18 protein-coding genes are annotated in these 23071 nt (G+C 43.9%); 12 read left to right on the top strand and 6 right to left on the bottom strand.

What is annotated here, in order from left to right; translation table 11 throughout:
• The first annotated feature begins 134 nt into the window (after positions 1 to 134).
• Together ACP26M_RS10695 and ACP26M_RS10690 are read left to right on the top strand one after the other, a co-directional pair.
• Positions 135 to 623, top strand: coding sequence for a DUF421 domain-containing protein (locus ACP26M_RS10695; protein ID WP_112655007.1), 489 nt, complete (start codon positions 135 to 137; stop codon positions 621 to 623).
• 5 nt (positions 624 to 628) lie between these two features.
• Positions 629 to 1354 carry a DUF72 domain-containing protein gene (locus ACP26M_RS10690; protein ID WP_426588686.1) on the top strand — a complete coding sequence of 242 codons (726 nt, stop codon included), beginning with the start codon at positions 629 to 631 and terminating at the stop codon, positions 1352 to 1354.
• A 53-nt stretch (positions 1355 to 1407) separates the two neighbouring features.
• Here the strand turns inward: ACP26M_RS10690 and ACP26M_RS10685 are convergent, their stop codons facing one another.
• The 5 genes from ACP26M_RS10685 to ACP26M_RS10665 all read right to left on the bottom strand — a co-directional run bounded on the left by ACP26M_RS10685 (position 1408) and on the right by ACP26M_RS10665 (position 5939).
• On the bottom strand, positions 1408 to 2466 hold the full coding sequence (locus tag ACP26M_RS10685; protein WP_426588684.1) for a DUF892 family protein: 1059 nt from the start codon (positions 2464 to 2466) through the stop codon (positions 1408 to 1410).
• 82 nt (positions 2467 to 2548) lie between these two features.
• Positions 2549 to 3601, bottom strand: a complete 1053-nt coding sequence (locus ACP26M_RS10680) for a glycoside hydrolase family 130 protein (RefSeq protein ID WP_426588682.1) — start codon at positions 3599 to 3601, stop codon at positions 2549 to 2551.
• Positions 3598 to 3969 (bottom strand): STAS/SEC14 domain-containing protein, encoded by a 372-nt coding sequence (locus ACP26M_RS10675; protein WP_426588680.1) that lies wholly within the window; start codon positions 3967 to 3969, stop codon positions 3598 to 3600. Before ACP26M_RS10675 ends, ACP26M_RS10680 begins: the two co-directional genes overlap by 4 nt.
• Positions 3953 to 4420 (bottom strand): hypothetical protein, encoded by a 468-nt coding sequence (locus tag ACP26M_RS10670; protein ID WP_426588678.1) that lies wholly within the window; start codon positions 4418 to 4420, stop codon positions 3953 to 3955. Before ACP26M_RS10670 ends, ACP26M_RS10675 begins: the two co-directional genes overlap by 17 nt.
• Positions 4407 to 5939, bottom strand: a complete 1533-nt coding sequence (locus tag ACP26M_RS10665; RefSeq protein ID WP_426588676.1) for an FAD-dependent oxidoreductase — start codon at positions 5937 to 5939, stop codon at positions 4407 to 4409. The genes ACP26M_RS10670 and ACP26M_RS10665 overlap by 14 nt, the downstream gene beginning before the upstream one ends.
• Positions 5940 to 6168: 229 nt before the next feature.
• Between ACP26M_RS10665 and ACP26M_RS10660 the strand changes: the two genes are divergently transcribed.
• The 5 genes from ACP26M_RS10660 (at position 6169) to ACP26M_RS10640 (ending at position 10990) form a co-directional block, all read left to right on the top strand.
• Positions 6169 to 6552 carry a TraR/DksA family transcriptional regulator gene (locus ACP26M_RS10660; protein WP_426588674.1) on the top strand — a complete coding sequence of 128 codons (384 nt, stop codon included), beginning with the start codon at positions 6169 to 6171 and terminating at the stop codon, positions 6550 to 6552.
• Positions 6549 to 6776 carry a hypothetical protein gene (locus tag ACP26M_RS10655; RefSeq protein ID WP_090525124.1) on the top strand — a complete coding sequence of 76 codons (228 nt, stop codon included), beginning with the start codon at positions 6549 to 6551 and terminating at the stop codon, positions 6774 to 6776. The genes ACP26M_RS10660 and ACP26M_RS10655 overlap by 4 nt, the downstream gene beginning before the upstream one ends.
• Positions 6773 to 7501, top strand: coding sequence for a DUF72 domain-containing protein (locus ACP26M_RS10650; protein WP_426588672.1), 729 nt, complete (start codon positions 6773 to 6775; stop codon positions 7499 to 7501). The genes ACP26M_RS10655 and ACP26M_RS10650 overlap by 4 nt, the downstream gene beginning before the upstream one ends.
• A 253-nt stretch (positions 7502 to 7754) precedes the next feature.
• Positions 7755 to 9758: an FAD-dependent oxidoreductase gene (locus ACP26M_RS10645; protein WP_426588670.1), complete on the top strand. Its 2004-nt coding sequence runs from the start codon at positions 7755 to 7757 to the stop codon at positions 9756 to 9758.
• 224 nt (positions 9759 to 9982) lie between these two features.
• Positions 9983 to 10990, top strand: a complete 1008-nt coding sequence (locus ACP26M_RS10640; protein ID WP_426588668.1) for a substrate-binding domain-containing protein — start codon at positions 9983 to 9985, stop codon at positions 10988 to 10990.
• On the opposite strand, the gene ACP26M_RS10635 is transcribed toward ACP26M_RS10640, so the two are convergent.
• A complete protein-coding gene (locus ACP26M_RS10635) occupies positions 10985 to 12016 on the bottom strand; it encodes a GntR family transcriptional regulator (RefSeq protein ID WP_426588666.1) in 1032 nt (343 codons plus the stop codon). The genes ACP26M_RS10640 and ACP26M_RS10635 overlap by 6 nt on opposite strands.
• A 252-nt stretch (positions 12017 to 12268) precedes the next feature.
• Here ACP26M_RS10635 and ACP26M_RS10630 point away from each other — a divergent pair, with 252 nt between their 5' ends.
• The 5 genes from ACP26M_RS10630 (at position 12269) to ACP26M_RS10610 (ending at position 23016) form a co-directional block, all read left to right on the top strand.
• Positions 12269 to 13531 carry an oligogalacturonate lyase family protein gene (locus ACP26M_RS10630; protein WP_426588664.1) on the top strand — a complete coding sequence of 421 codons (1263 nt, stop codon included), beginning with the start codon at positions 12269 to 12271 and terminating at the stop codon, positions 13529 to 13531.
• Between the two features lie 10 nt (positions 13532 to 13541).
• Positions 13542 to 16400, top strand: a complete 2859-nt coding sequence (locus ACP26M_RS10625; protein ID WP_426588662.1) for a glycosyl hydrolase — start codon at positions 13542 to 13544, stop codon at positions 16398 to 16400.
• Positions 16401 to 16570: 170 nt separating this feature from the next.
• The gene (locus ACP26M_RS10620; RefSeq protein WP_426588660.1) at positions 16571 to 19786 is read left to right on the top strand and encodes a SusC/RagA family TonB-linked outer membrane protein; all 3216 of its coding nucleotides are present in this window, start codon (positions 16571 to 16573) and stop codon (positions 19784 to 19786) included.
• Positions 19787 to 19804: 18 nt separating this feature from the next.
• Positions 19805 to 21328, top strand: coding sequence for a RagB/SusD family nutrient uptake outer membrane protein (locus ACP26M_RS10615; protein WP_426588658.1), 1524 nt, complete (start codon positions 19805 to 19807; stop codon positions 21326 to 21328).
• Positions 21329 to 21630: 302 nt separating this feature from the next.
• Positions 21631 to 23016, top strand: a complete 1386-nt coding sequence (locus tag ACP26M_RS10610) for a glycoside hydrolase family 28 protein (protein WP_426588656.1) — start codon at positions 21631 to 21633, stop codon at positions 23014 to 23016.
• The last annotated feature ends 55 nt before the right edge of the window (positions 23017 to 23071 follow it).

Raw genomic sequence — 23071 nt, 5'->3', positions numbered from 1 at the left:
TTATGATAAGCAAAATAAGATTTTTGATCATCATTGGGTTTGTTGCAGCGGACATTTGGCTGGCGGTAAGGTATCGTTCGGCCCAAAACGTCAAGCCCGTAGTTGTTTGCAGCGGACCTTTAAAAAATTGAGTTATGGAAAAGTTATTGATCACTGTTTTTGGAGAGGGGAAGGACCTGAATGCGCTGCAAATGAGTAGCCGCGGCGTTGTTATCTTTTTTATCGCGCTTATGCTGATCCGCATTTCAGGACGTCGCTCTTTTGGGTTACGTACCCCGCTTGATAATATCGTCAGTATTTCGCTTGGGGCTGTTATGAGCAGGGCGGTGGTTGGTGCCTCGGCTTTTGTACCGGTTATTGTTTGCTGCTTTGTGATCGTTCTGCTACACCGGCTGCTGGGCTGGCTTATTGCACGTAACAGTCCTTTAGTTAGTTGGGTAGAAGGGGAGAAGATCCCGCTTTTTCGTGGCGGCCGGTTTGATGAAGAGCGGATGAAACGGGCACTGGTTTGCCGCGAAGATGTCATGCAGGGTGTACGCAAATCTGCACTTACTGAAGATTTAGAAAAGATAGACAAGGTGTATATGGAACGGAATGGCGATATCAGCGCCATTAAAAAATGATATGTATGGATTGGCATATAGGATGTTCAGGGTTTTACTATCGTCACTGGAAAAATACTTTTTACCCGGAAGGGTTGGCGCAAAAACGCTGGTTTGAGTTTTACGCCGGGCAATTCCGTACCCTGGAATTAAATGTAACCTTTTACCGTTTTCCGCAATTATCTATGTTGCGTACCTGGTACGAAAAAGCGCCGGCTGAGTTTCGCTTCGCGGTGAAAGCCCCCAAGGCTATTACCCATTTTAAGCAGTTTCACGGAACCGTGGATATGATCACGAGTTTTTATGATACCATTCGCGATGGTTTACAGGAAAAGTTAGGGCCTGTATTGTTCCAGTTTCCGCCGCGCTTTCATTATGATGAAGAACGTTTGGCACGCGTGTTGGCGCAATTGGATCCCAGCTTTAGTAATGTATTGGAATTCAGGCACCCGGGCTGGTGGCAGGAAGATGTTTATTCACGGCTTAGGGAGCGTGGTGTTTCTTTTTGCGGTATGAGCCATCCCGAACTGCCGGATAAGTCTGTTGTAACCGGCCCTGTGGTATATTATCGTTTTCACGGTGTTCCGGATTTATACCGCTCATCTTATAGTGATGCTCAATTACGGAAATTTGCCGATGAGATTAATTCAAAACCGGAAGTCCGGGAAGCATGGTGTTATTTTAACAATGACGCGGCAGTGGCAGCTATTCCCAACGCAAAGTCCCTGCTGCAATTTTCGGTTAAGCACTAAAATAAAAGGTTAATAAATAGGGCGGCGAAAGCCGCCCTAACAATCGGTTTGTTTTATTCTGTTTCCGCTGCTGCGGCTTCATTTACATAGTTTTCAGCTACCTGGGTTAACAGTGCATCGGCATTTTTCTCCTCGGCCAGGGTTTCCTCAAGCAGGCTTTGCGCTTCGCTATAGCCTAATGTACCGGCCAGCGTGCGCAAGGTGCCGTATGACGCGATTTCATAATGCTCCACTTTCTGTGCCGCTGAAATGATCGCTACGTCGCGTACTTCGGTGCCTTTGTCGGTATCTGACAGCAATTCTGTTGCTTCATTCAGCAAACCTTCCATGGCCAGGCATTTTTTAGCCGAAGCTTTCTCACCAATAGACTCGAATACGCTTTCCAGTCGGGTTACATGGTTTTTGGTTTCTTCCAGGTGGGTGGTGATAGTTTGCTTCAGATCTTCTGAGGTAGCTCCCTTGATCAATTTGGGCAGAGCGGTGGCCAAATGCTTCTCGGCCCAATAAAGGTCCTTGATCTCGTCGATGAATAGTTCTTTCAGCGCGCTCTCGGCTTCCGGACTGCGACTGGCCGCTGCTGCGGTCTTTTTGTTGTTTTTTGTTGCCATAGTAGATATATGTTGATGATAATTAAATTGAGTTAGCCCCCTGATCAGCATCTCCGCGGTAGCCTGGATAGTTTGCTGAATAATTTCTTCGCATGATCCCTGAAATACTTTTCGAAAACTGAGGTGCCTGTCATGGATCAGCGCATATACAAACATAGTTCCAACCGGTTTTTCCGGGGTTTCGCTGCCACCGGGTGTAGTGAGCCCGGTAACGGTTACCTGTATGTCGGATGGGATAAGATGTGCCAGGCGGTATGCCATTTCCCTCGTCACCTCCATCGACTCTGGTGTAAACTGATCAATCAATCCTTTCGGTACTCCTAACAGGGATACTTTGAGATCGGCATCATAGCAGGCGATCCCGCCCTTGAGCACCTGGCCGGATTCGTCGGTAAGTGCAAACTCCGAACAAAGCCAGCCGGCCGTAGCGCTTTCGGCAAAAGCAATGGTCATCCCCTGTTGAGCTATCCGTTTACTACATTCTTTAATCTTATTTTCTGCCATGATTACTTGATCCAGGCCTGTCGATTACAGACTCTATAAAAACCTCCGGAAATACGGTTTTGTTTTGTTGTAATTTATTATTTTAATAATAAATTAAGGTTTGGAGGATGGCACTGATAGAGAAATGTGCGCCGCAAACAAACTCATCGGCTGCTCCATAATAGATGGTTAAACGGTCGCCATCGACAATATGGCCGTTAGTGAAAACAACATAACCGAAAAACCCGCTAAGCTCATAAGCCTCGGTTGGCACCATAATCGGGTCACCACTTCGGGCGATAACCTTTGATGGATTGTTAATATCCATTAAAAAAGCTCCAAGACAATAACGGTGTTCAGCATTTGCTCCATGATATATCTCCAGCCAGCCATGTTCCGTACGGATAGGTGCCGCGCCCGCGCCAACGCGACCGCTGTCCCACATTCCGGGCCGGGTTTTTATCAGGCATTGGTGATTGCCCCATTGCCGGCTGTCTGATGACTCTGCCAGCCAGATATAATTGCCGCCGATCTCTTTGCTGCTTGGCCGGTGTAAACAGTAATATTTTCCGCCGATCTTTTCCTCAAAAATTGCGCAATCCTTATTATGCGGAGGCAGGATCATTCCGCCGCTTTCAAAGTGCTGCCAATTGGTGGTAGTTAGCAGGCCTACACCTACGCCGCTGTCAGATACAGCGGTATAGGTGAGGTAATAAGTGTCATTTATCTGCGCAACCCGGCAATCCTCTATACCAAAACGTTCCAGGTATCCCTTTCCGAATAAGGGCGGATAGCCTTCCTGTTCAGTAAAACGGATCCCATCGTCACTGGCCAGTAAACGTAAATGCGAAACTGTAGTGAGATAATCCAACCCCTTGTAGTTAATGACCCGGGCATCGGTAGCGATAAGGTCGGGGTCGTTAAGCGGCACTTTGATGATCTCGGTATTGCCCATGGCATCCAGGGCAGGAAAAAATAAAACTCCTTCCTCCTGCATAACCCCTTCGGCTACCCTTACAATAAGCCAGGTTTTACCGCCATACCTAAAAACGCCGGGATTAAGCAGGCTGATAATTTGTAAACCCTCGCGACTGGGAGCAAGATCTTTTGGCAGCAGCAAAGGGTTTTCGGGAAAGCGTTGTGCCAGGTCTTTCATATTTCTTCCCCGCTAACCCAGGCTTTGGCCTCCTCCAGTTGATCGGGTGAAAAACCGCGCGACTTGCCGGGTATCATAAACCGGAAGAGGTCCGTAAACCATTCCACACCTTTCTGGTCGGTTACTACTGCAATACGGTGCCAGTTTGTAAAGTTGGTTAGCCCAAGTTTGAGGTCGTCCCACCAGGCCGCCAGCGTAAAATTCTCCACGCCTGTTCCCAATACCAGCAAATAGTTAATTTCACCCTGGCGGTTTTTCAGCTCCTGTATCTTGGGTATCAGTATGGTCTCCATATCGTTGCGGGTTACTTCGCCGCTGGCATAAATCCCTACCACGTGCTGCGGGAGATTATTAATCATTTGTAGCATAGCTTGTTGTTTTTTGTGAGATGTGATAACCAATGCCGGCAAAAACTGCGAACACAATATGTGCTGGTATCAGTTGCAGATAGTATTTTTTAAAGTTGAGGGATGGGGGCAACGGGTGCATTTTAAAGGTCGTTTTCCAAACAGCTACAGCTAACAGCCCGCTTAGGCCACCCAACCAAAGATTTGTTTTAAGGTCAGGTTTTAATTTACCGCGGTGCCATAGTTCTACATAAACGAGCGTAAACAGCAGGCCTACGCCGTAATGCCCCAGCCAGCCTAACGCCTGGCTTTGCTGCTTATCTAATTTAGGGATCAGGCGGCCGGTTAGCTGCCCCAGTCGCTCTGGTTCGCTAAAGTTTTCGCCATCGGCCAGCGATACAAGATAGCTGAACAGCGTCATGAAGGTAGTGCCGGTGACTCCCGAAATTAAAATTTCTTTAGTTTTCATCATCGATTATCCTCGTAAGGCCTTTGGTTGCTGGCCCGGTTAATACATTGCCATCAATATCGTAGCGCGCACCATGGCAAGGACAATCCCAACTTTTTTCTTCGCTGTTCCAGCTAACAATGCAGGCGGCGTGAGTGCAAACGGGACTTAAGGCATGTATGGCGCCGTCGTCATCGCGGTAAGCGGCGATTTTGTTTCCGTTTACTTCAACCACTTTGCCGGTGCCAGGCTTTAACCTGTTCAGCGAATCGGTACTTTTAATATTCAGGCGATCAGCCACAAAGTGGTAGGCTACATCGGCGTTTTCTTTTACAAATTCGCTAAACCCGTCTATCGGTTTTATTCTGCCCGGATTAAACAGTTTTTCATATTTGCTGCCTTTGCCGCTTACCAGGTCGGCAAGGATTTGGGCGGCAACACTTCCGAGCATCATGCCGTTGCCATTATAACCGGTTGCGCAGTAAATACCATCGGCCACTAAAGGCATCCGGCCGATATAAGGAAGGCCATCTACGGGTACATAATACTGGCTTGACCACCGGTATTTCACCGATGATACATTATAATACTTACGTGCATATTTTTCAAGGTCGCCAAAAGATTTCTCCGGCTCTTCGTGCCCCGTCTTATGATCCAGCCCGCCAATCAATAATAATTCCTGTCCGTCTATTACATGTGTCCGCACATAATGATATGGTTCCTGGCAGTCATAAATAAGTCCGTCAGGATATTTTCCACTATGGAGTTTAACGGCCAATACGTAACTGCGGTAAGGTGCGCATTCGAAATTGAGTACATTGATATTCGGCGGCATGTGGGTGGCATAGATTACATTTTTTGCACTGATCTTATTTTCACCGGCCTGCACATTATGTATTTCATCTTCAGTGACTATTTTTTCAACAAGCGTATTTTCTAATAAGGTGCCGCCGGCTTCCAAATAAGCTTTTAGTAATCCTTTTAAATATTGTATGGGATGAAATTGTGCCTGGCCATCGAAAGCCAAAGCTTTTTGAAAAGGAACAGGTGTCGGTACTTCGTCAGTATATTTTACAGGAACGCCAACTTTGGTAGCACCCTGGTATATGTCATCCAGCATTTTCACTTCGTCTTCATTTTCGGCATACAGGTAACCGGTTTTCGGTTCATAATCGCACTTGATGCCATAGATATCGATATTGGTCCTAATCAGTTCGAACCCCTCATTGATCGCGTCTGCAAAACCCTGTGCGCCTTCCTCGCCAAAAGCACTTTCAGCTTCGCTGTAAGTAGTATCAGCAAAAGTATTGATATGCGCGCTGGTGCCGCCGGTTGTCCCAAAACCGGTATTATGCGCTTCTGTAATAATGGTAGCCTTGCCTGCTTTTTGTAATAGTAGCGCCGCCGTCATACCAGTGATTCCGGCGCCAACAATGAGGCAATCATATATTTTATCTTCGGGCCTAACCCTGGCTAACGAACTGCTGAGAGACTGCCAGGGGCTATTCCTGGTACCATCTCGTTTAAGATTGATTAATGTCATTGCATAGATTTTGTACCATTAAATACAGTGCAAATGCGTAATGGTTTCTTTTGAAGAATATTTTTAATTATTTAATTAAATTAGGAGAGGGTGTAGCTGATATAGTCGACTCCCGCGGGGAAGTGCTGTTAGGGTTAATCCAAAGGGTTGGGGATTAACGGTTTGAACAGGTTTATATAGCATATCACATTTATGCCAACCATTTATGCATATGTTTGTTAAGCCAATCATGCAACACGAAACTACTAAAACACGGTACACTGATATCGAATTAAATGAATTCAAAACGTTGATCAAAGGAAAGATCGGCATGGCACGCGAAGAGCTGCAAGAACTGGTGGGTACGCTCAGCGCTTCAAACACCAACGGGGATGATGCCGCAATTGCGGGCAAGACGCTTGAAGATGGTTCGGCAACTTTTGAAAAGGAACAGATCAACCAGTTGGCCGCCCGCCAGAAAAAATTCATCGAGCAGCTTGAAGCCGCGCTGATGCGCATTGAAAACAGGACTTATGGCATTTGCCGTACTACCGGTAAACTGATACCAAAGGAACGCCTGCTTGCGGTTCCGCACACTACCCAAAGTATGGAAGCCAAACTGAAACAGGCATGAGTTCGGCATTTGTAAAAGAGGGGGAGGCCAGGCACCTTAAAGATGTTGCGCCGAATATAGGCGCACTGCTTTTTTTTCTGCGGGTGGAAAACAACGGGACTATTATCCGTGATGAGAAAATCTACTTTAGTCAAAAACATGGCCGTGATGTTTATGAAATGAGTGACGGCCTGGCCTATGCCCTTGACGATGACAATCATTGGTATATCATACTTGACCTATGAAAGGACTATTTTTTGGAGGTACCAGTGGCTTACAAATCGACAGGCCCAGGCGGGATTTTCCCCCTGAATACAGCCATTTGTCGCGGCTGGGTTATTATGCTTTGCAGGAAAACAGTATAGAGATCAACAGCTCTTTTTATAAAATCCCGCAGGCAAAAACCATAGCCCGGTGGGCAACGGAAGTAACCGAGGGGTTTCGTTTCACTTTCAAGCTGTGGCAGGGGATCACGCACCAAAAAAGTTTGTTTTTTAATGAGGAAGAGGTTACCCGTTTTATGCAGGCTATCCATTTGCCGGAAACTGAGCGGGGCTGTCTGCTTGTTCAGTTTCCGCCAAGCCTGCAGGCGGGTGCACTTCCTCAATTAACAGAATTACTGGAGACGCTTAAACCTTATACCTGGCCCATCGCCGTCGAATTTCGTCACCCGTCCTGGTACAGGGATGAAGTTTTTGAACTTTTAAACTGGTACCAGGCTGCAATGGTACTGCAGGATATGCCCAAATCGGCCACGCCCATGGAAATCACTGCCGATGAACTGGTTTATCTGCGATTTCATGGCCCATCGGGCAATTATAAAGGAAGTTACAGTGAAAGTTTCCTTTCTGAATACGCATCGTATATCAATGAATGGCAGCAGGAGGGTAAAACAGTTTACGTGTACTTCAATAATACCGCCGGGGCGGCACTGGAAAATCTTCAGTCATTGAAACAGCTTCTCGTTTAAGCAAAACCCCTGATAGCTTAAACCTGCCCTGTAACGAACGCTTTATTGGCAACTCATCGCAGCAAACTTCCGAAACCTATACGCCATCATTTAAGCTCCCGGGCGTGATCTGAAAACATTTATATATTTTTTTAAAATTGTCAGATATTAGGCTTAAAATTAAATAATCAAAATTTACAAGTCTTAACTACCTATCCCTTAAGATTTGCCGGCATATCTTTTTCTGAAAATTTGAAATGTTTAATAAGTAATCATGAAAAATATTAAAGTGATCATCCTTGCAATAGTAACGACCTGTTTTATGGCCGGAGCTTCGGTTAATGGTCAAAGCAGCAAATTAATCACCGCCGATGTTTGTGTATATGGCGGAACCTCCGCAGGGGTAATCGCTGCATATACGGCAAAAAAGATGGGGAAAACGGTGATTTTGATAGAGCCGGGAAAGCATTTAGGTGGCATGAGTTCGGGAGGTCTTGGCTATACGGATATTGGGAACAAATATGTGGTGACGGGCTTAGCGCGGGATTTTTACCGCCGTATAGGTACGCATTATGGAAAATTTGAACAATGGATATTTGAGCCAAAGGTAGCGGAGAGCATTTTTAACGATTATTTAAAAAGGGCTGGCTTTCCTGTTTTATTCCGGAACAGGCTTATAAAAGTGAAAAAGGAAGAAAATCAGCTAAAGGAAATTATAGTAGAGGACAGCTATAAGCCCTCGACTGCTACCAATAAAACTATTCGCGCTAAGGTATTTATTGATTGTACTTATGAAGGGGACCTGATGGCCCGCTCGGGTGTTTCTTATACTGTAGGAAGAGAAGCTAACAGCCAGTATGATGAAACTATAAACGGAGTAGAGTTGCTGGATAAACACCAGTTTCCGGATAATATTGATCCCTATAAAGTGCCGGGCGACGCAAAAAGCGGTTTATTGTGGGGCATAAGTAATGAGGTATTACAAGTAAATGGTGCGGGCGATAAAAAAGTGCAGGCATACAATTTTCGTATCACGTTAACCAAGGTGCCCGAAAACCGGATCCCAATTTCAAAACCCGACAACTATGATCCTAAAAAGTATGAGTTACTGCTGCGTTTAAAAGAGAAGCAACCCTGGAAATCAATTTCCGATGTTTTTATTATAAGTAAAATGCCCAATGGCAAAACGGATATCAATAATAACGGAGGTTTCTCTACGGATATGATCGGGATGAACTGGGAATATCCGGAGGCTGATTATAATACAAGGGCCAAAATATGGAAGGAGCATGAAGATTATACCAAAGGTTTCTTTTATTTTATCGGCAATGACACCCGCATACCCGGAAATATCAGGGACGAAATGAAACAATGGGGGTATCCCAAAGATGAATATACGGATAATGGGAACTGGACACCACAGCTTTATATCAGGGAAGCCCGACGAATGATTGGTGAACTGGTTATGACCCAGCACCACTGCCAGGGAAAAGAACAGGTACAAGATGGGGTAGGAATGGCCGCATATGGTATGGATTCGCATAATTGCGAAAGGCTGGTAGTGAACGGGATGGTGAAAAATGAGGGAGATGTTCAGGTACATGGTTTTGCACCATACGCTGTTTCGTACAGAGCTATAGTCCCAAAGCAAAAAGAAGCCGCTAATTTATTTGTCCCGGTATGCTTATCTGCAAGTCATATAGCTTACGGATCAATCAGGATGGAGCCGGTGTTCATGGTATTAGGCCAATCTTCGGCTGTGGCTGCATGCCAGGTTATTGATAAAAAGATTGCGGTACAGCAAGTTAATGTAAAAGAGGTGCAAAGCTTGCTCAGGACAGACCCTCTTGCAGATGGTAGTATACCCGAAGTACTGGTTGATAATGAGGACAGTCACATAACAGGCGACTGGAAAACTGAAAAATCAGGCGGCTATGGGCCAACCTATCTCACGGATGATTCAAAAGCAGAAACTGCAAAATCGGTAAGGTTTATTCCGGAAAGATTAAAAAAAGGTGCTTACCGCGTTTATACCTATTTTCCTAAGGTTATGAATCCGACAACAAAAACTTATATTACTATTTATGATGGTGATAAGGCCACAGAAAAGATAATCAACCAGTCTGATTTGCAGGTAGAAGGCCAAACTTCAGGTGAGTGGCTTCCACTGGGGCTATATAACTTTTCAGGAGAAAAAAAGGCATATGTTGAAATTTCCAATAAAAACGCGGATGGCGTAATTGTGGCTGATGCAGTGCTTTTTGTACCTGTTAGGTAGTTTTATCGTTTTTGTGCGACGCTTAAATTATTAAATGCCCATATTAAACATAGATTTATTTTATTAGAGGTGGAGCCTTAAAATAGCTGATAAAAAATACCGATGCTGCCTATACCCCCAATATTTTAATTTAATAACATATTTTATATTTTCATTGCTTATCACGGCTTTGATAAAATTAAACTATGTTTAAATCGCCGTTGTAAACCAATTAAACAAGCATAATGCAAACAAAGCAAAGAGCTAATTACGGGGTGAGATCCCTCGTGCAGCAAATTGTCGGATCAATCAGTAAGAATATTGACAAGGGGGTTTACCGGAAAAATGAAAAGCTGCTGTCAATAAATACGTACAGCAAGCAACACGGCGTAGCAAGGGATACCATTGAAAAAGCTTACACGATACTTAAGAGCAACGGCTACATCCGTTCGGTTTCCGGAAAGGGTTATTTTGTAGTTGGCAAGCCCGATGTGAGGATCAAGGTACTTTTATTGTTTAATAAGTTAAGCTCTTATAAGAAAACTGTTTATGATACCATCGTACGCACCCTGGGTGATAAAGCCCGGGTTGATCTTCATATTCATCATTATAATCCCGCTTTGCTTGAGGAAAGTATAGATTCAAATTTGGGCAATTACCATTATTATGTGGTAATGCCGCATTTTTTTGATTATAGTAACGAGCAGGAATATTTAACCATTTTAAAGAAGATCCCGGTTGATCAGTTGATATTGCTGGATAAAGATTTGCCCAAATTAGGCAGGCAATCGGCTGTATTCCAGGATTTTCGCAACGATATCTACGGTGCATTAAATGTGGTCACCGATCTGATTGCCAAATACAAAAAATTAATAATCATATATCCCGTAGACCGTCACCATCCGCCCGAGATTAAGGATGGAATAATGCAGTTTTGTGAAGAGAAAAACAAAAAGTTTGAAGTAATAGACGCTTTTAAAACAGACGATCTAAAAAAAGGCACCCTTTATATTGTTTTGACCGAAAATGACCTGGCCGATTTGATTAAAGGCGCGAGAGCAAGTGGATATGAATTAGGGAAAGATATAGGGATCATATCTTTTAATGAAACCGTGTTTAAAGAATTATTGGATATTACCGTTATTACCAGTGATTTTGAAGAAATGGGCAGAAAAGCAGCTGAGCTAATGTTGCAAAACAAAGCTGCCGTTATTAAAAACGCTTTTAAAATAATTATCCGAAAATCGCTATAACGAAGCCCTGAGTGTAAGGTAAAAAGGCACCTCGTAACGGCCGGTAGAACCATTTTTAATAATATCCGCGGTCATTTTTCCCATTTGTTCAAAATCTGTGGATATGGTGGTTAAGCCATTGAGGATGATTTTTTTTAGCGGGGTTTCATTGTATGATATTACGCCAACATCTTTACCTATCTTTAATTCCGTAGCCAGGATTCTTTCAATCAAAACCACAAGGTCGTTTTCCATCAGGTTAATGAATACATCTCCTTCATGTATCGGCTCGCCTTGTATGTCATGAACTACCTTGTAAGTAAACGCGTATTGGATACAAAAACTGAAAAAGCCTTTCAATATTTCGCCCGGAAAATAAGTGTATTCAGGAAATATGATCTTTAGGGTGTGATACTTCCTTAATTGCGGCAGGGCTTCCTCCAAGGCCTGGAAAATGTCTTTTTCAAAATTTTCGTATACAGCGGCAAAATCGCCTTTTATTCCCGGTACTAATTTATCAAGTATGATTAGTTTCTCTTTTGGCAGCATATTGATTATGTCGTGAACGTTTTCGCCGCCGTGCATAAAGTGCGGCAGGATCACATAATGGGTATAATCGTTGCTGTTGTTTTGAAGTAGTTTTTTAAAAAATTCGAAGTCGTTATTGTATATATAAAAGTCTATCGCGGCTTCATGCCCAAGGCCATCAACTATGGCATCATAAACCAGCTTTTTATGAGTGCTTAGCTTGTTAAATATTAAAAACACCTTAAACTGTTGCCCGGCTTCAGTGTTTTTGATGTAATACCCCTTGCCGGGTACCGAGCCAAGCAAACCGATTGATTTCAGGTGTTTGTAAGCTTTTTCAGCAGTATCACGTGATATTTCAAAGTTGCAGTTTAACTCGTTAATGGATGGCAGCGTTTCGTTAATGATTAATTTTCCTTCACGTACACTTTTGATGATCGAGTTAGCTAACTGGATGTATTTGGGGGTAGACGAATAATAATCAATATAAATGTATTCTAAAAATCGTGAAGACTTCATAACTATTGAACTGGCTACTGGCAAAAACTTAAAGTTAATCAAATTAGGTTTGATAAGACTCCCACCTTTTGCGTGTGTAAGCCGGGGAAGCTTAATAAGCAGCCAAAATAAATAAAGTGATGAATTTGTTACAATAAGAGAGCCTTCAGTCAGGATGGTGCAGGACGCTGTTGGTATAAACATGCTCTAACTTTATCTATTATAAACCTCGGCCCGTATAAACCGGCCGGTAACCAGATAAATTATACTATAATGATCAAGCTGCCTTACAAGATCTTGCTGCGTTCTGTTTGCGTTTCGTTGCGGCTCATTGTACCCGTACAGCTATTGCTTGTCCTTTCACAGGTTGTAGAGGCCCAGGAAGTAATGGAAACAGGTGGCACCAGGCATATGCCCGAACAATGGATTGATAGCGAAACCGGTCATAAAGTGATGCGCCTGGTGAACCGCGAAAATGACAATGGCAGTTTTTATTTTAACAATACGCCTTTTGTTCCTCAATTGAAGAATGAAGGCGATTTGATGGTGTTTTACGGTAAAACGGATAAGGGAGAGCAGCTATTTACGGTTAATTTAAAAACGCAGAAAATAGAACAGCTAACGAACAGGACAAAAGTATCCGGCGAGATGGTCTGTGCCAAAACCCGTGAAGCCTTTTATCAAAGTGCCGATAGTATCTTCGCTGTAAATGTTAACACGCACAAAACAAGGTTTATCTACGCCTTTGCACCCGATTTTAAAGGAAGGGTGGGTACCGTAAATGCCGATGGAACCTATATGGCCTGCGTTAAGGCTACCGGCGAGCAGGAACGTGAAATACTTGCAAAATATCCCGAAAAGCATGATTTCTTTAACCGGATCTATGATGCGCATATCCAACATACTTTATACGTGCTCGACGTTAAACATAAAGCATTGAAACAAATACACCAGGAAAACGAGTGGACAAATCACCTGCTTTTTTCACCGACGGATCCTGATAACCTTTCATATTGCCATGAAGGCCCCTGGGAAAAGGTGGACCGGATTTGGAACATCAATATAAAAACCGGCGAAAACAAGCTGTTGCACAAGCGCACCATGGTCAATGAAATAGCCGGTCATGAGTTTTTTTCACCGTTGGGCAATACTGAGTGGTTTGATTTGCAGAAACCTAAAGGGCAAACTTTTTTTCTGGCAGGTATCAACATGAAAACAGGAAAAGAAGACCGTGTTTATCAAATGGACAGGAACGAATGGTCTATCCATTTTAATGTAACTAAAGATGAGCAAACCTTTGCCGGCGACGGTGGCAATTCCGGGCAGGTAGCCAAAGCACCCGATGGCATGTGGATCTATTTATTTAAGCCCAATGGTGATCATTTTAAATCAGAAAAACTGGTAAATATGAAACATCATAATTACCACCTGGAACCTAATGTGCATTTCTCGCCCGATGAAAAATGGGTTATCTTCAGGGCCAACTTTGAAGGTCACGAAGGTGTTTACGCTGTGGAAATTGCTAAACATCAATAATTTTAAACAGATGTCATTCATTAAAAATAATTTAAAAAAGGCTGTTGTAATTGCACTGTTAGCTGGCACTCAAACAGCATCTGCACAAGTTGGCTGGCCTGCAACTACTGAACAGACTAAACCCTGGGCCCGCTGGTGGTGGGAGGGCAGCGCTGTAAACAAAAAAGACCTTACCTGGAACATGGAAAGCTACCATAATGCAGGTTTGGGTGGTTTGGAAATAACGCCGATTTATGGTGTAAAAGGGCACGAAAATGAGTTTATAAAATACCTGTCGCCGCAATGGGTAGATATGTTAAAGTATACACTCACAGAGGCGAAGCGGCTAAATATGGGTATCGATTTGGCTAATGCCACTGGCTGGCCTTTTGGTGGCCCTTGGGTTACCAATGAAGATGCCAGTAAGGAAATGTTCTGGAAAAATTACGATGTTAAAGGCGGCGAAAAACTAAGCGACGCCGTGGTATTTGTGCAGCAACCCTTAGTGAGGGCGGACGGCCAGGCTCCGAAGATCACCGACCTTGTTGAACCCATCAGCAGCAATAAAAACCTCCAGTTAATAGCCCTTGACCAGGTAAGGTTTGAGAAACGGATCCCTTTAACGGTTTTAATGGCTTATGATGACAAGGGGCAGGTATTGAACCTTACCGATAAAGTTGATGCAGCCGGCAAACTTAACTGGACAGCACCCGCCGGCGAATGGAAACTTTATGCACTTTTCCAGGGTTGGCATGGTAAGATGGTTGAGCGTGCGGCTCCCGGAGGTGAGGGTTATGTTATCGATCATTTTTCCAAGCCGGCAGTTAATCATTACCTTGCCCGGTTTGATCAGGCATTTAAAGGGCGGGATTTAAGCGGGATCAGGGCATATTTTAATGACTCGTACGAAGTGGATGATGCTCGCGGGCAATCGAACTTTACCCCGCTGTTTTTTGACGAATTTATTAAACGCCGCGGGTACGATCTGCGCGATCACTTGCCTGCTCTGTTTGGTAATGATAGCAAAGAAAACAATAGCCGTATCCTGTGTGACTACCGGGAAACTATATCCGACCTGTTGCTTGATGATTTTACCAAACCATGGCATGGCTGGGCTAAAACCAGGGGCGCTTTAATCCGCAATCAATCACACGGTTCCCCATCAAATATACTGGATCTGTATGCTGCTATTGATATTCCCGAAACAGAGGGCGATGATGTGCTGCGGTTTAAATTTGCCACATCGGCAGCACATGTAATGGGGAAGCCCCTTGCATCGTCTGAGTCGGCGACATGGCTTAATGATCATTTTCTATCGTCGTTAGGAGATGTTAAACAGGCTATTGATAAATATTTTGTAGGAGGCGTAAACCATATTTTCTATCACGGAATCAGTTACTCGCCTCAAAATGCCCAATGGCCGGGGTGGTTATTTTATGCCGCGGTACATTTTAATCAAACCAATCCGTTCTGGAATGATTTTTCAACATTAAATAAATACATAACTAATTGTCAGTCGTTTTTGCAGCAAGGAAAGCCCAATAATGATATATTGGTTTATTACCCGTTATTTGATAGCTTTTCCGAGCCGGGGGATAGGGGCCTGCTTAAGCATTATGATGCCATGAAACCCGATTTTAAGGGGACAGGCTTTGAATCCTCTGCCGAAGAAATGCTTAAACAAGGCTACACGTTTGATTTTATATCAGATAAGCAAATAATGGATTTACAAACCTCCGGTGGTCATTTGCTTACCGGCGGTCTTAATTATAAGACTATCCTTTTGCCTGATAATAAATATATCCCGTTCGAAACCTTTAATAAAATGGTGGATTTGGCAAAGGCCGGGGCAACAATTGTGGTGTATAAAAATCTTCCATCGGGTGTTCCGGGATATTCCGGGTTGCAGGAACGCGAAAAAGCATTTAAAACAGTGCTTGCCGGGCTTAATTTTACTGCTGAAAATAATGGTGTTAAAACTGCCAAAGTTGGCAAAGGCCGTTTTTTAATAGCAGATGATATTGTTCCGTTGCTGGACGCGGCGGGAATAAACAGGGAACAAATGACCGATAAAGGGCTGCAATTTGTACGCCGTACTTATGAAAATGGGAACTGCTACTTTATAACAAATAGCGGCGGTAACCAGGTTAATGGTTGGGTTGATCTATCTGTTAATGCTGCATCAGTAGTAGTATTTGATCCGATGACAAAAAGTTACGGATTGGCTAAAAGCCGCAAGCAGGCCGATGGTAAAACCAGCGTATACCTGCAATTATCGCCCGGACAAAGCTGTATTTTACAAACCCTGCCTGTAAAAACTCAAATAGCAGCGTATCCTTATTATCAGGTTGTAGGTAATAAAGTGCCTGTTAACGGTACGTGGACACTGAGCTTTACCGAAGGTGGCCCAACATTACCTCAACCAATAAAAACCGCAGCGCTCAAATCATGGACTGATTTAGGCGGTGATGATCTCAAGGCTTTTTCCGGAACGGGCAGTTACGCTATCTCCTTTAAAAAGCCGGTGCAAAATGCTGCTGTCTGGAAGCTTGATTTGGGGAAAGTTAATGAAAGTGCAGAGGTTTATTTAAACGGAAAAAAGCTGACCACGCTCATCGGTCCGCAATATGTAGTTACTATACCTTCAGCACAGTTAAGGACGGTCAATCAGTTGGAAGTAAGGGTAGCTAACCTCATGGTTAACCGGATCATTGACATGGATAGGAAGCATATCCCATACCGTATATTTTATAATACCAATTTTCAATCACACAGTCCGGGTTCTAAAGGACCGGACGGACTTTTTACAGCTGTAAACTGGGAACCGAAGCCTTCAGGTTTGATTGGTCCGGTAACACTTGAGCCGGTTAAGCCGTTGTTTGTTAAGTAATTATTTAAGGATTTATTTCAAAAAGGTGGTCATGTTGGCCGCCTTTTTTTGTGTTTTTAATGTATTGGAGCAGGATACTACAGGATGGTATTATTGAAATTAACTTTTATGTTCGTTTATACAATTATAACCCAAACTGTACCAAACAGTAAACCCCTTAATTTGATTTTATGAAAAGAATTTTTATTTATTCTTGTAAAATGCTATTGCTGTTGCTGCTCTTTAATGTGGCAGGGGCAAACAGTGCATTGGCACAAAAGCTTAGCATTACGGGTACTATTACAGATAGTAAGCACCAACCGGTTTCGGCTGCTTCCGTGCAAATAAAAGGCACGAAATCGGGTACCACGTCTGATATAGACGGAAAATACGCCATTAAGGGCTCAACAGGAGAGGTATTAATATTTAAATCAATCGGTTTTGATGCTAAAGAAGTTACCGTAGGCACAAACAATACCATCAATGTTAGTTTAACGGAAACTGAATCGCAATTGAACGAAGTGGTGGTAATCGGCTACGGCGCTCAAAAACGGGCTAATGTTACCGGATCTCAGGCTACCTTCAAGGCCGATAACCTGAACGAGCGGGCTATAACCCGTGTTGACCAGGCCTTGGTAGGCCAAATGGCAGGTGTAACTGTTAAGCAAACAACGGGTGTACCGGGTAAAGCATTTAGTGTTAACGTGCGCGGCAGCGGCTCCATAAGTGCCGGTAATGAGCCCTTATATGTAATAGATGGCTTTCCTTTGTCTGTATCGGCAATAGGCAGCGGTGGTAGCTTTGGCTCAGGAAACCCGCTCGATAATATCAACCCAAATGATATTGAAGATATCCAGGTTTTAAAGGATGCGGCTGCCGCGGCTATCTACGGCTCAAGGGCCTCAAACGGTGTTGTTTTGATCACTACCAAAAAAGGGAAATCGGGTAAGGCTAAAATTAGCTATAGTGCTTACTATGGTTATAATGCTGCGGCTAAATATTTGCCCATGCTTAACGGCGACCAATGGATTGACAGGGCTACCGAAATGATCAATGCTGCCTATGTGCTCAAATATGGTGCAAAAGGTGCAACTGCCAGTGATGATAATGCAACACGCCAGGCGATGAATGGCGGTGCCTTTAGCTCAGCCTATATGCTCGATCCGAGATGGGCCATGCCGGGCTACCCCGGCCTGCAGTATATAGACTGGCAGAAAGCGATTGAGCAGAAAGGTGCCATGCAAAACCAGGCATTGAGCGCAAGCGGTGGCAACGAATTTGTAAATTATTTTATTTCAGGAAACTATGCCAACCAGGATGGCTTTGTGAAAGGCCTGGGTTATAAAGCCTACTCGGCCAGGGCCAATGTGGAGGCTCGTATTGCCAAAAACCTGAAATTGGGTTTAAACATTGCACCTACTTATTCAATTTCGCAGGATCCTGGGGTAGAAGGAAAAGACAATATTTTTCACCAGGCCATAAGCTATAGCCCTATCCAGGAAGATACGGTAGGTTTATACCCCAACGCGTTTAAGAACGGACAATATACCTGGGGCAACTCGGCAAACAGCCCTATCGCTAAATTGGAGAACAAGGTAGGACAAACCAAAAAATACCGCACATTAGGCAGCATATTTGCCGAATACGAAATTATAAAAGGGTTAACATTAAGAAGCTCACTGAACCTGGATAATGTTGACAATGCCACTAATAGCTACACACCGTATACAATAGCCGGTAATCTTGCTTCCAGAACATTTGATGCTGCTAAAAATCCTAATTTAACAGCTAATACTTCAGGATCATACAGCACCTTTAAAAGGCAAACCTTTGTTAATGAAAACACGCTGACTTATAATACCACTATTCACGCAAATCACAGTCTGAGTATATTGTTAGGCCAGTCTTACAATACAGATCGTTTAGATCAGTCTTCATTATCATCAGTTGGCGGTTATACTAGCAGCGTCATCCAAACTTTAAATGCTGCCGCAGCGGTAACAGGCAGCACCTCCAGCACTAAAAGTGTGTTGGTATCATACTTTAGCCGCGCGCAATATGCATATAAGAACAAGTATCTCTTATCCGCAAGCTTACGTGAAGACGGTTCCTCAAGGTTTGGCGGCAATACCAAATACGGTATTTTCCCTTCGGCGTCTGTAGGCTGGCGCATCATTCAGGAAGATTTTATGAAAAAGCTGCCTGTAATGAGCGACTTGAAACTACGCTTTAGTTATGGCGTAAATGGTAATAACAGCATTGCCGATTATGGAAGTATTTCGCAAATAGGTTCATATGGTTATGTTTTGGGTTCGCCGCAGGCATTGGCCATTGGTCAGGCCCCAAGCAACCTCCCGAACCCCGATATCAAATGGGAAAAATCACAAACTTATGATGTGGGCCTCGACTTCGGTTTTTTTAGCAACCGTTTAACCGGTTCATTTGATTACTATAATAAACTAAATACCGACTTATTGCTGAACGTACCTATCCTGCAATCTACCGGTTTCAGCAGCCAGCTGCGCAATGCCGGTTCTGTGCGCAACGTTGGCCAGGAGCTGGAATTAACCAGTCGTAACTTGGTTGGTAAGGTTCAATGGAGTACCTCGATTAATATCAGTCATTACAAAAATAAAATCGTAAGCCTTTACGGTAATCAGAAACAAATTATTATTCCAAACTCCTTTGATGTTTCAGACGCTATTTTGCGCGTAGGCCAGCCAATAAACAGTATCTATGTGGTAAGGCAAATCGGTTTCCTTACACAGGCCGATCTTGATAACCATGTGGCAACCTACGGCACTGGCGAAACCGTTGGTGATCCAAAGTACCAGGACCTTAACGGCGATGGTGTAATAACCGAAGCTGATAAACAAATTGTTGGCCATCCCAACCCCAATTATACCTGGGGTATTACCAATACTGTACGCTGGAAAGGTTTCGACCTCAGTGTTTTAGTGCAGGGCCAAAATGGAGGATCTGTTTATTCCTTACTGGGCAGGGCTATAACCCGTACCGGCCAGGGCTTTACTGATAATGCTCCTGCATTTTATGATAATCGCTGGAGATCTCCTGAAAACCAGGGCGCCGGCCGCGTTAGCAAAGCCTATTCTACATTCGGTTTCGTAGCCAATACCGATTGGTTGTACTCTTCAGATTATGTGAGGGTTAGAAATATCGCGTTAGGGTACGATCTTAAAAATGTCTTTAAAACCAAAGTTTTAGGAGCAGCACGCTTGTATGTTACGGCCGAAAACTTCTTCGGGCATGACAAATATTATGGAGGTTTCAACCCGGAGGCGCAAAACACAGCCATCAGTTCTGACAGTAACTATCCCGAAGCAGGGGATTACGGAGGCTTGCCGCTGGCTAAATCATTGATTTTCGGCTTAAATGTTACTTTTTAATTATTTCAACCAATTAAAATGAAAAAGATATTTTTTCTATCAACCATATCAGCTGTTATTTTAATGGCTTCCTGTAATAAGGATTTAAATCAGGTACCAATATCCAGCTCAACAACAGCAACTTTTTATAAATCGCCAAGCGATTTTTTGCAGGCAACAAACGCTATTTATGCCGATCTGCACAATTACCCGGTGCGGTTAGCTAATATGTCTGAAATTCGTTCGGATAATATTTATGGTGTTTCGGTCACCGTGCGCGACTGGGACCCGGTGAATGATTTTTCGCCATCATTAGCAGCAAACGCTTACGTTACCGAAGCCTGGGGCACCGACTTTAACGGTATTTTCAGGGCTAATACCCTGCTTGACCAGGTTGCCAAAAATGGCAGCTACATAGGTTCGGCTTCATTAGCAACCAGGTTACAGGCCGAAGCTAAGTTTCTGCGGGCGTTATATTACTTCGATCTGCTTAGGTATTTTGGTAAGCTTCCAATCATCGACCACCCGGTTACTGCGCCTGAAGCAAATTCTATCGGTCGCAGTTCTGTAGCTGATGTTTACAAACTGATTATAGCCGATCTGCAATCCGCCGTAGCCAACTTACCCACCACATATACCGGGGTAGACGTAGGCCGTGCCACCAAATACGCTGCAGAAGCTTTGCTGGCACAGGTGTATATGGCTAAATCGGCACCGAATTACGGTATTGAGGGGCCTGGAACGGGATCAAACGAATGGAATTTGGCTTTGCCATTATTGCAGGATATTATCAGCAGCGGTAAGTTTGCTTTTGAACCCACTTACAGCAATATTTTTTCATATACCAATCAAAGCCCTGCCGTTAATAAAGAAGCTATTTTTGATGTGATGTATACCAGTGCTATAAGCGGCACCAGCGACCTTTACGGAGCTTCATACCCTTGGGTACTTACACCTAATGCTTACTTTTTATCTATTAAGGATACCAAATCAAATGGAAGCCTGGAAATCATCCCGGTATCAAATGATCTGGCCAACAGCTATGACGCCGCCGATGTGCGCAAAGCGTTTACAGTATATACCGCGGGTTACACTAATGCGGGCAGCACAGAAAATCGCCCTTTCTTTAAAAAATGGCTTGATATAACTAAAATCCCAACGGCCAGCCGCTTTGACTGGGGTATTAACTTTATCGCTATCAGGTATACCGATGTGTTAATGCTTAAGGCGGAGTGTATCTTGAATGGTGCAACCGGAGGTTCACAGGCTGATGTTGACGCTATTGTTAACCAGGTACGTACAAGGGCCGGCTTACCGCCGGTAACAGGTGTAACGCTGGCACAATTGTTTGATGAGCGCCGCAGGGAATTTGCCGATGAAGGTTCGCGCTGGTTCGACCTGCAAAGAAGTGGTAACCTGGTAACTATTATGAACAGTTGGATCGCTAAAGAAGATGCTCAGAAAGCGATAAAGCCGGTTATTGCTAATTACGTTATTTACCCTGTACCACAAACACAATTGGATGCGGCACCGGGCTTATATTCACAAAATCCCGGATATTGATTTCGGGGAAATGATGAACAAGCTATATTGATCATCGTAAGAGTGGTTTATCCCCCTGCTTGGGTATAGCCGCCAATTTATGTGGGGGATTGAATAGAAGATTTTAAAATCCCCTCTTGAGAGGGGGCGCGGAGGGGCGAGTGGTAGCAGGGGTGTGTTTCTGCAGTAGGCTTATCAAAGCAGAGACACACCCCTCCGCCCCTCTCAAGAGGGGAATCGCACGTACCCCCGCTTTTTATACCTTAGGTTGACGGGCTATGCCTGTTTGGGGGGAATAAACCATTTAAAGATTAAACTTACCTATGAAATTGTTACGTTATTCGGTTTTCCTGATAGTTATTACCGCAAATGCGGTAAACGGGCAAACTAAGCTTGACTGGGCAAAAAAGGTTGGGGCCAGGCACGCGCCGCAAAAAACAATGGTGTGGTATGTAAATGATAATGGCGCAGTCAATGATGGTGTCACCTTAAACACAGCCGCCATACAGAAAACTATTAATCAGTGTTCGGCAAAAGGTGGCGGCATAGTCACATTTAAGCCGGGTAAATATTTAACCGGCTCAATTTTTTTGAAGAATAATGTTTGCCTGAATATTGATGAGGGAGTAACGTTGTTGGGTAGCCAGGATCTGAAAGATTATCCCGAAATTGATACCCGCGTTGCCGGTATTGAAATGAAATGGCCTGCCGCTTTGATCAACATAGCCGGGCAAGCCAATGTGGCAATTACCGGGAAAGGACTGGTAAACGCACAGGGTAAACCATTTTGGGATCTCTACCGGAAAATGCGGGCTGAATATGACCCTAAAGGTTTGCGCTGGATAGTTGATTATGACGCCAGGCGCCCGCGTACGTTATTGGTTTCTAATTCGGCAGATGTTACCATTAAAAACATTACGCTGCAACAGGCCGGGTTCTGGACGGTGCAGTTGCTTTACTCAGATCATGTTACTGTTGATGGCATTACCATCCGCAACAATGTTGATGGACATGGGCCATCGACAGATGGTATAGATATAGATTCATCAAGCTGGATCCTTGTGCAAAACTGCGATATTGATTGTAACGATGATGACTTTTGCCTTAAAGCCGGCAGGGATTGGGATGGGTTGCGGGTAAATAAACCGACCGAATATGTGGTGATCCGTAAATGTGTATCAAGGGCGGGTGCAGGGTTGCTTACCTGTGGCAGCGAAACGTCGGGTGGGATCAGGCACGTGCTTGCTACCGACCTGACAGGTAACGGAACAAGTAATGGGTTAAACATTAAGTCGGCCATTACCCGGGGGGGCACGGTGGAAGATATCCACTTTACCAATATAACGATGAACGGTGTAGGCACGGCCTTTCAAATCACCATGAACTGGAACCCAAGCTACAGTTATTCTAAACTGCCCGATGGTTACATTGAAGCGACGCTGCCCGACCATTGGAAAAAGATCCTGCATAAAGTGGAACCTGCCGAAAAAGGGATCCCGCATTTCAAAGATGTTTTTATTTCAAATATTAAAGTAACAGGTGCTAAAAAGGCCATTAACGCTATAGGTCTTAAAGAGTCTACGATGCAAAATTTCCATTTTGATGGGGTTAATATTGAGTCGGGCACGGCGGGCGATGTGCAGTTTGCAAAAGGATGGGAGTGGAAAAACTCGCAGATCACTACTCAGGATAGTACAAACTTAATTTAAATGATGCGGGAGCCGGTCAATAATAAATACAAGCTTTTAAAGCGAACTCTTATTT

It is taken from the genome of Mucilaginibacter sp. R-33 (assembly GCF_049949235.1).
GTDB lineage: Bacteria > Bacteroidota > Bacteroidia > Sphingobacteriales > Sphingobacteriaceae > Mucilaginibacter.
Note: the sequence above shows the minus strand (reverse complement) of the source record. Positions and strands in the feature narration are given on the sequence as shown.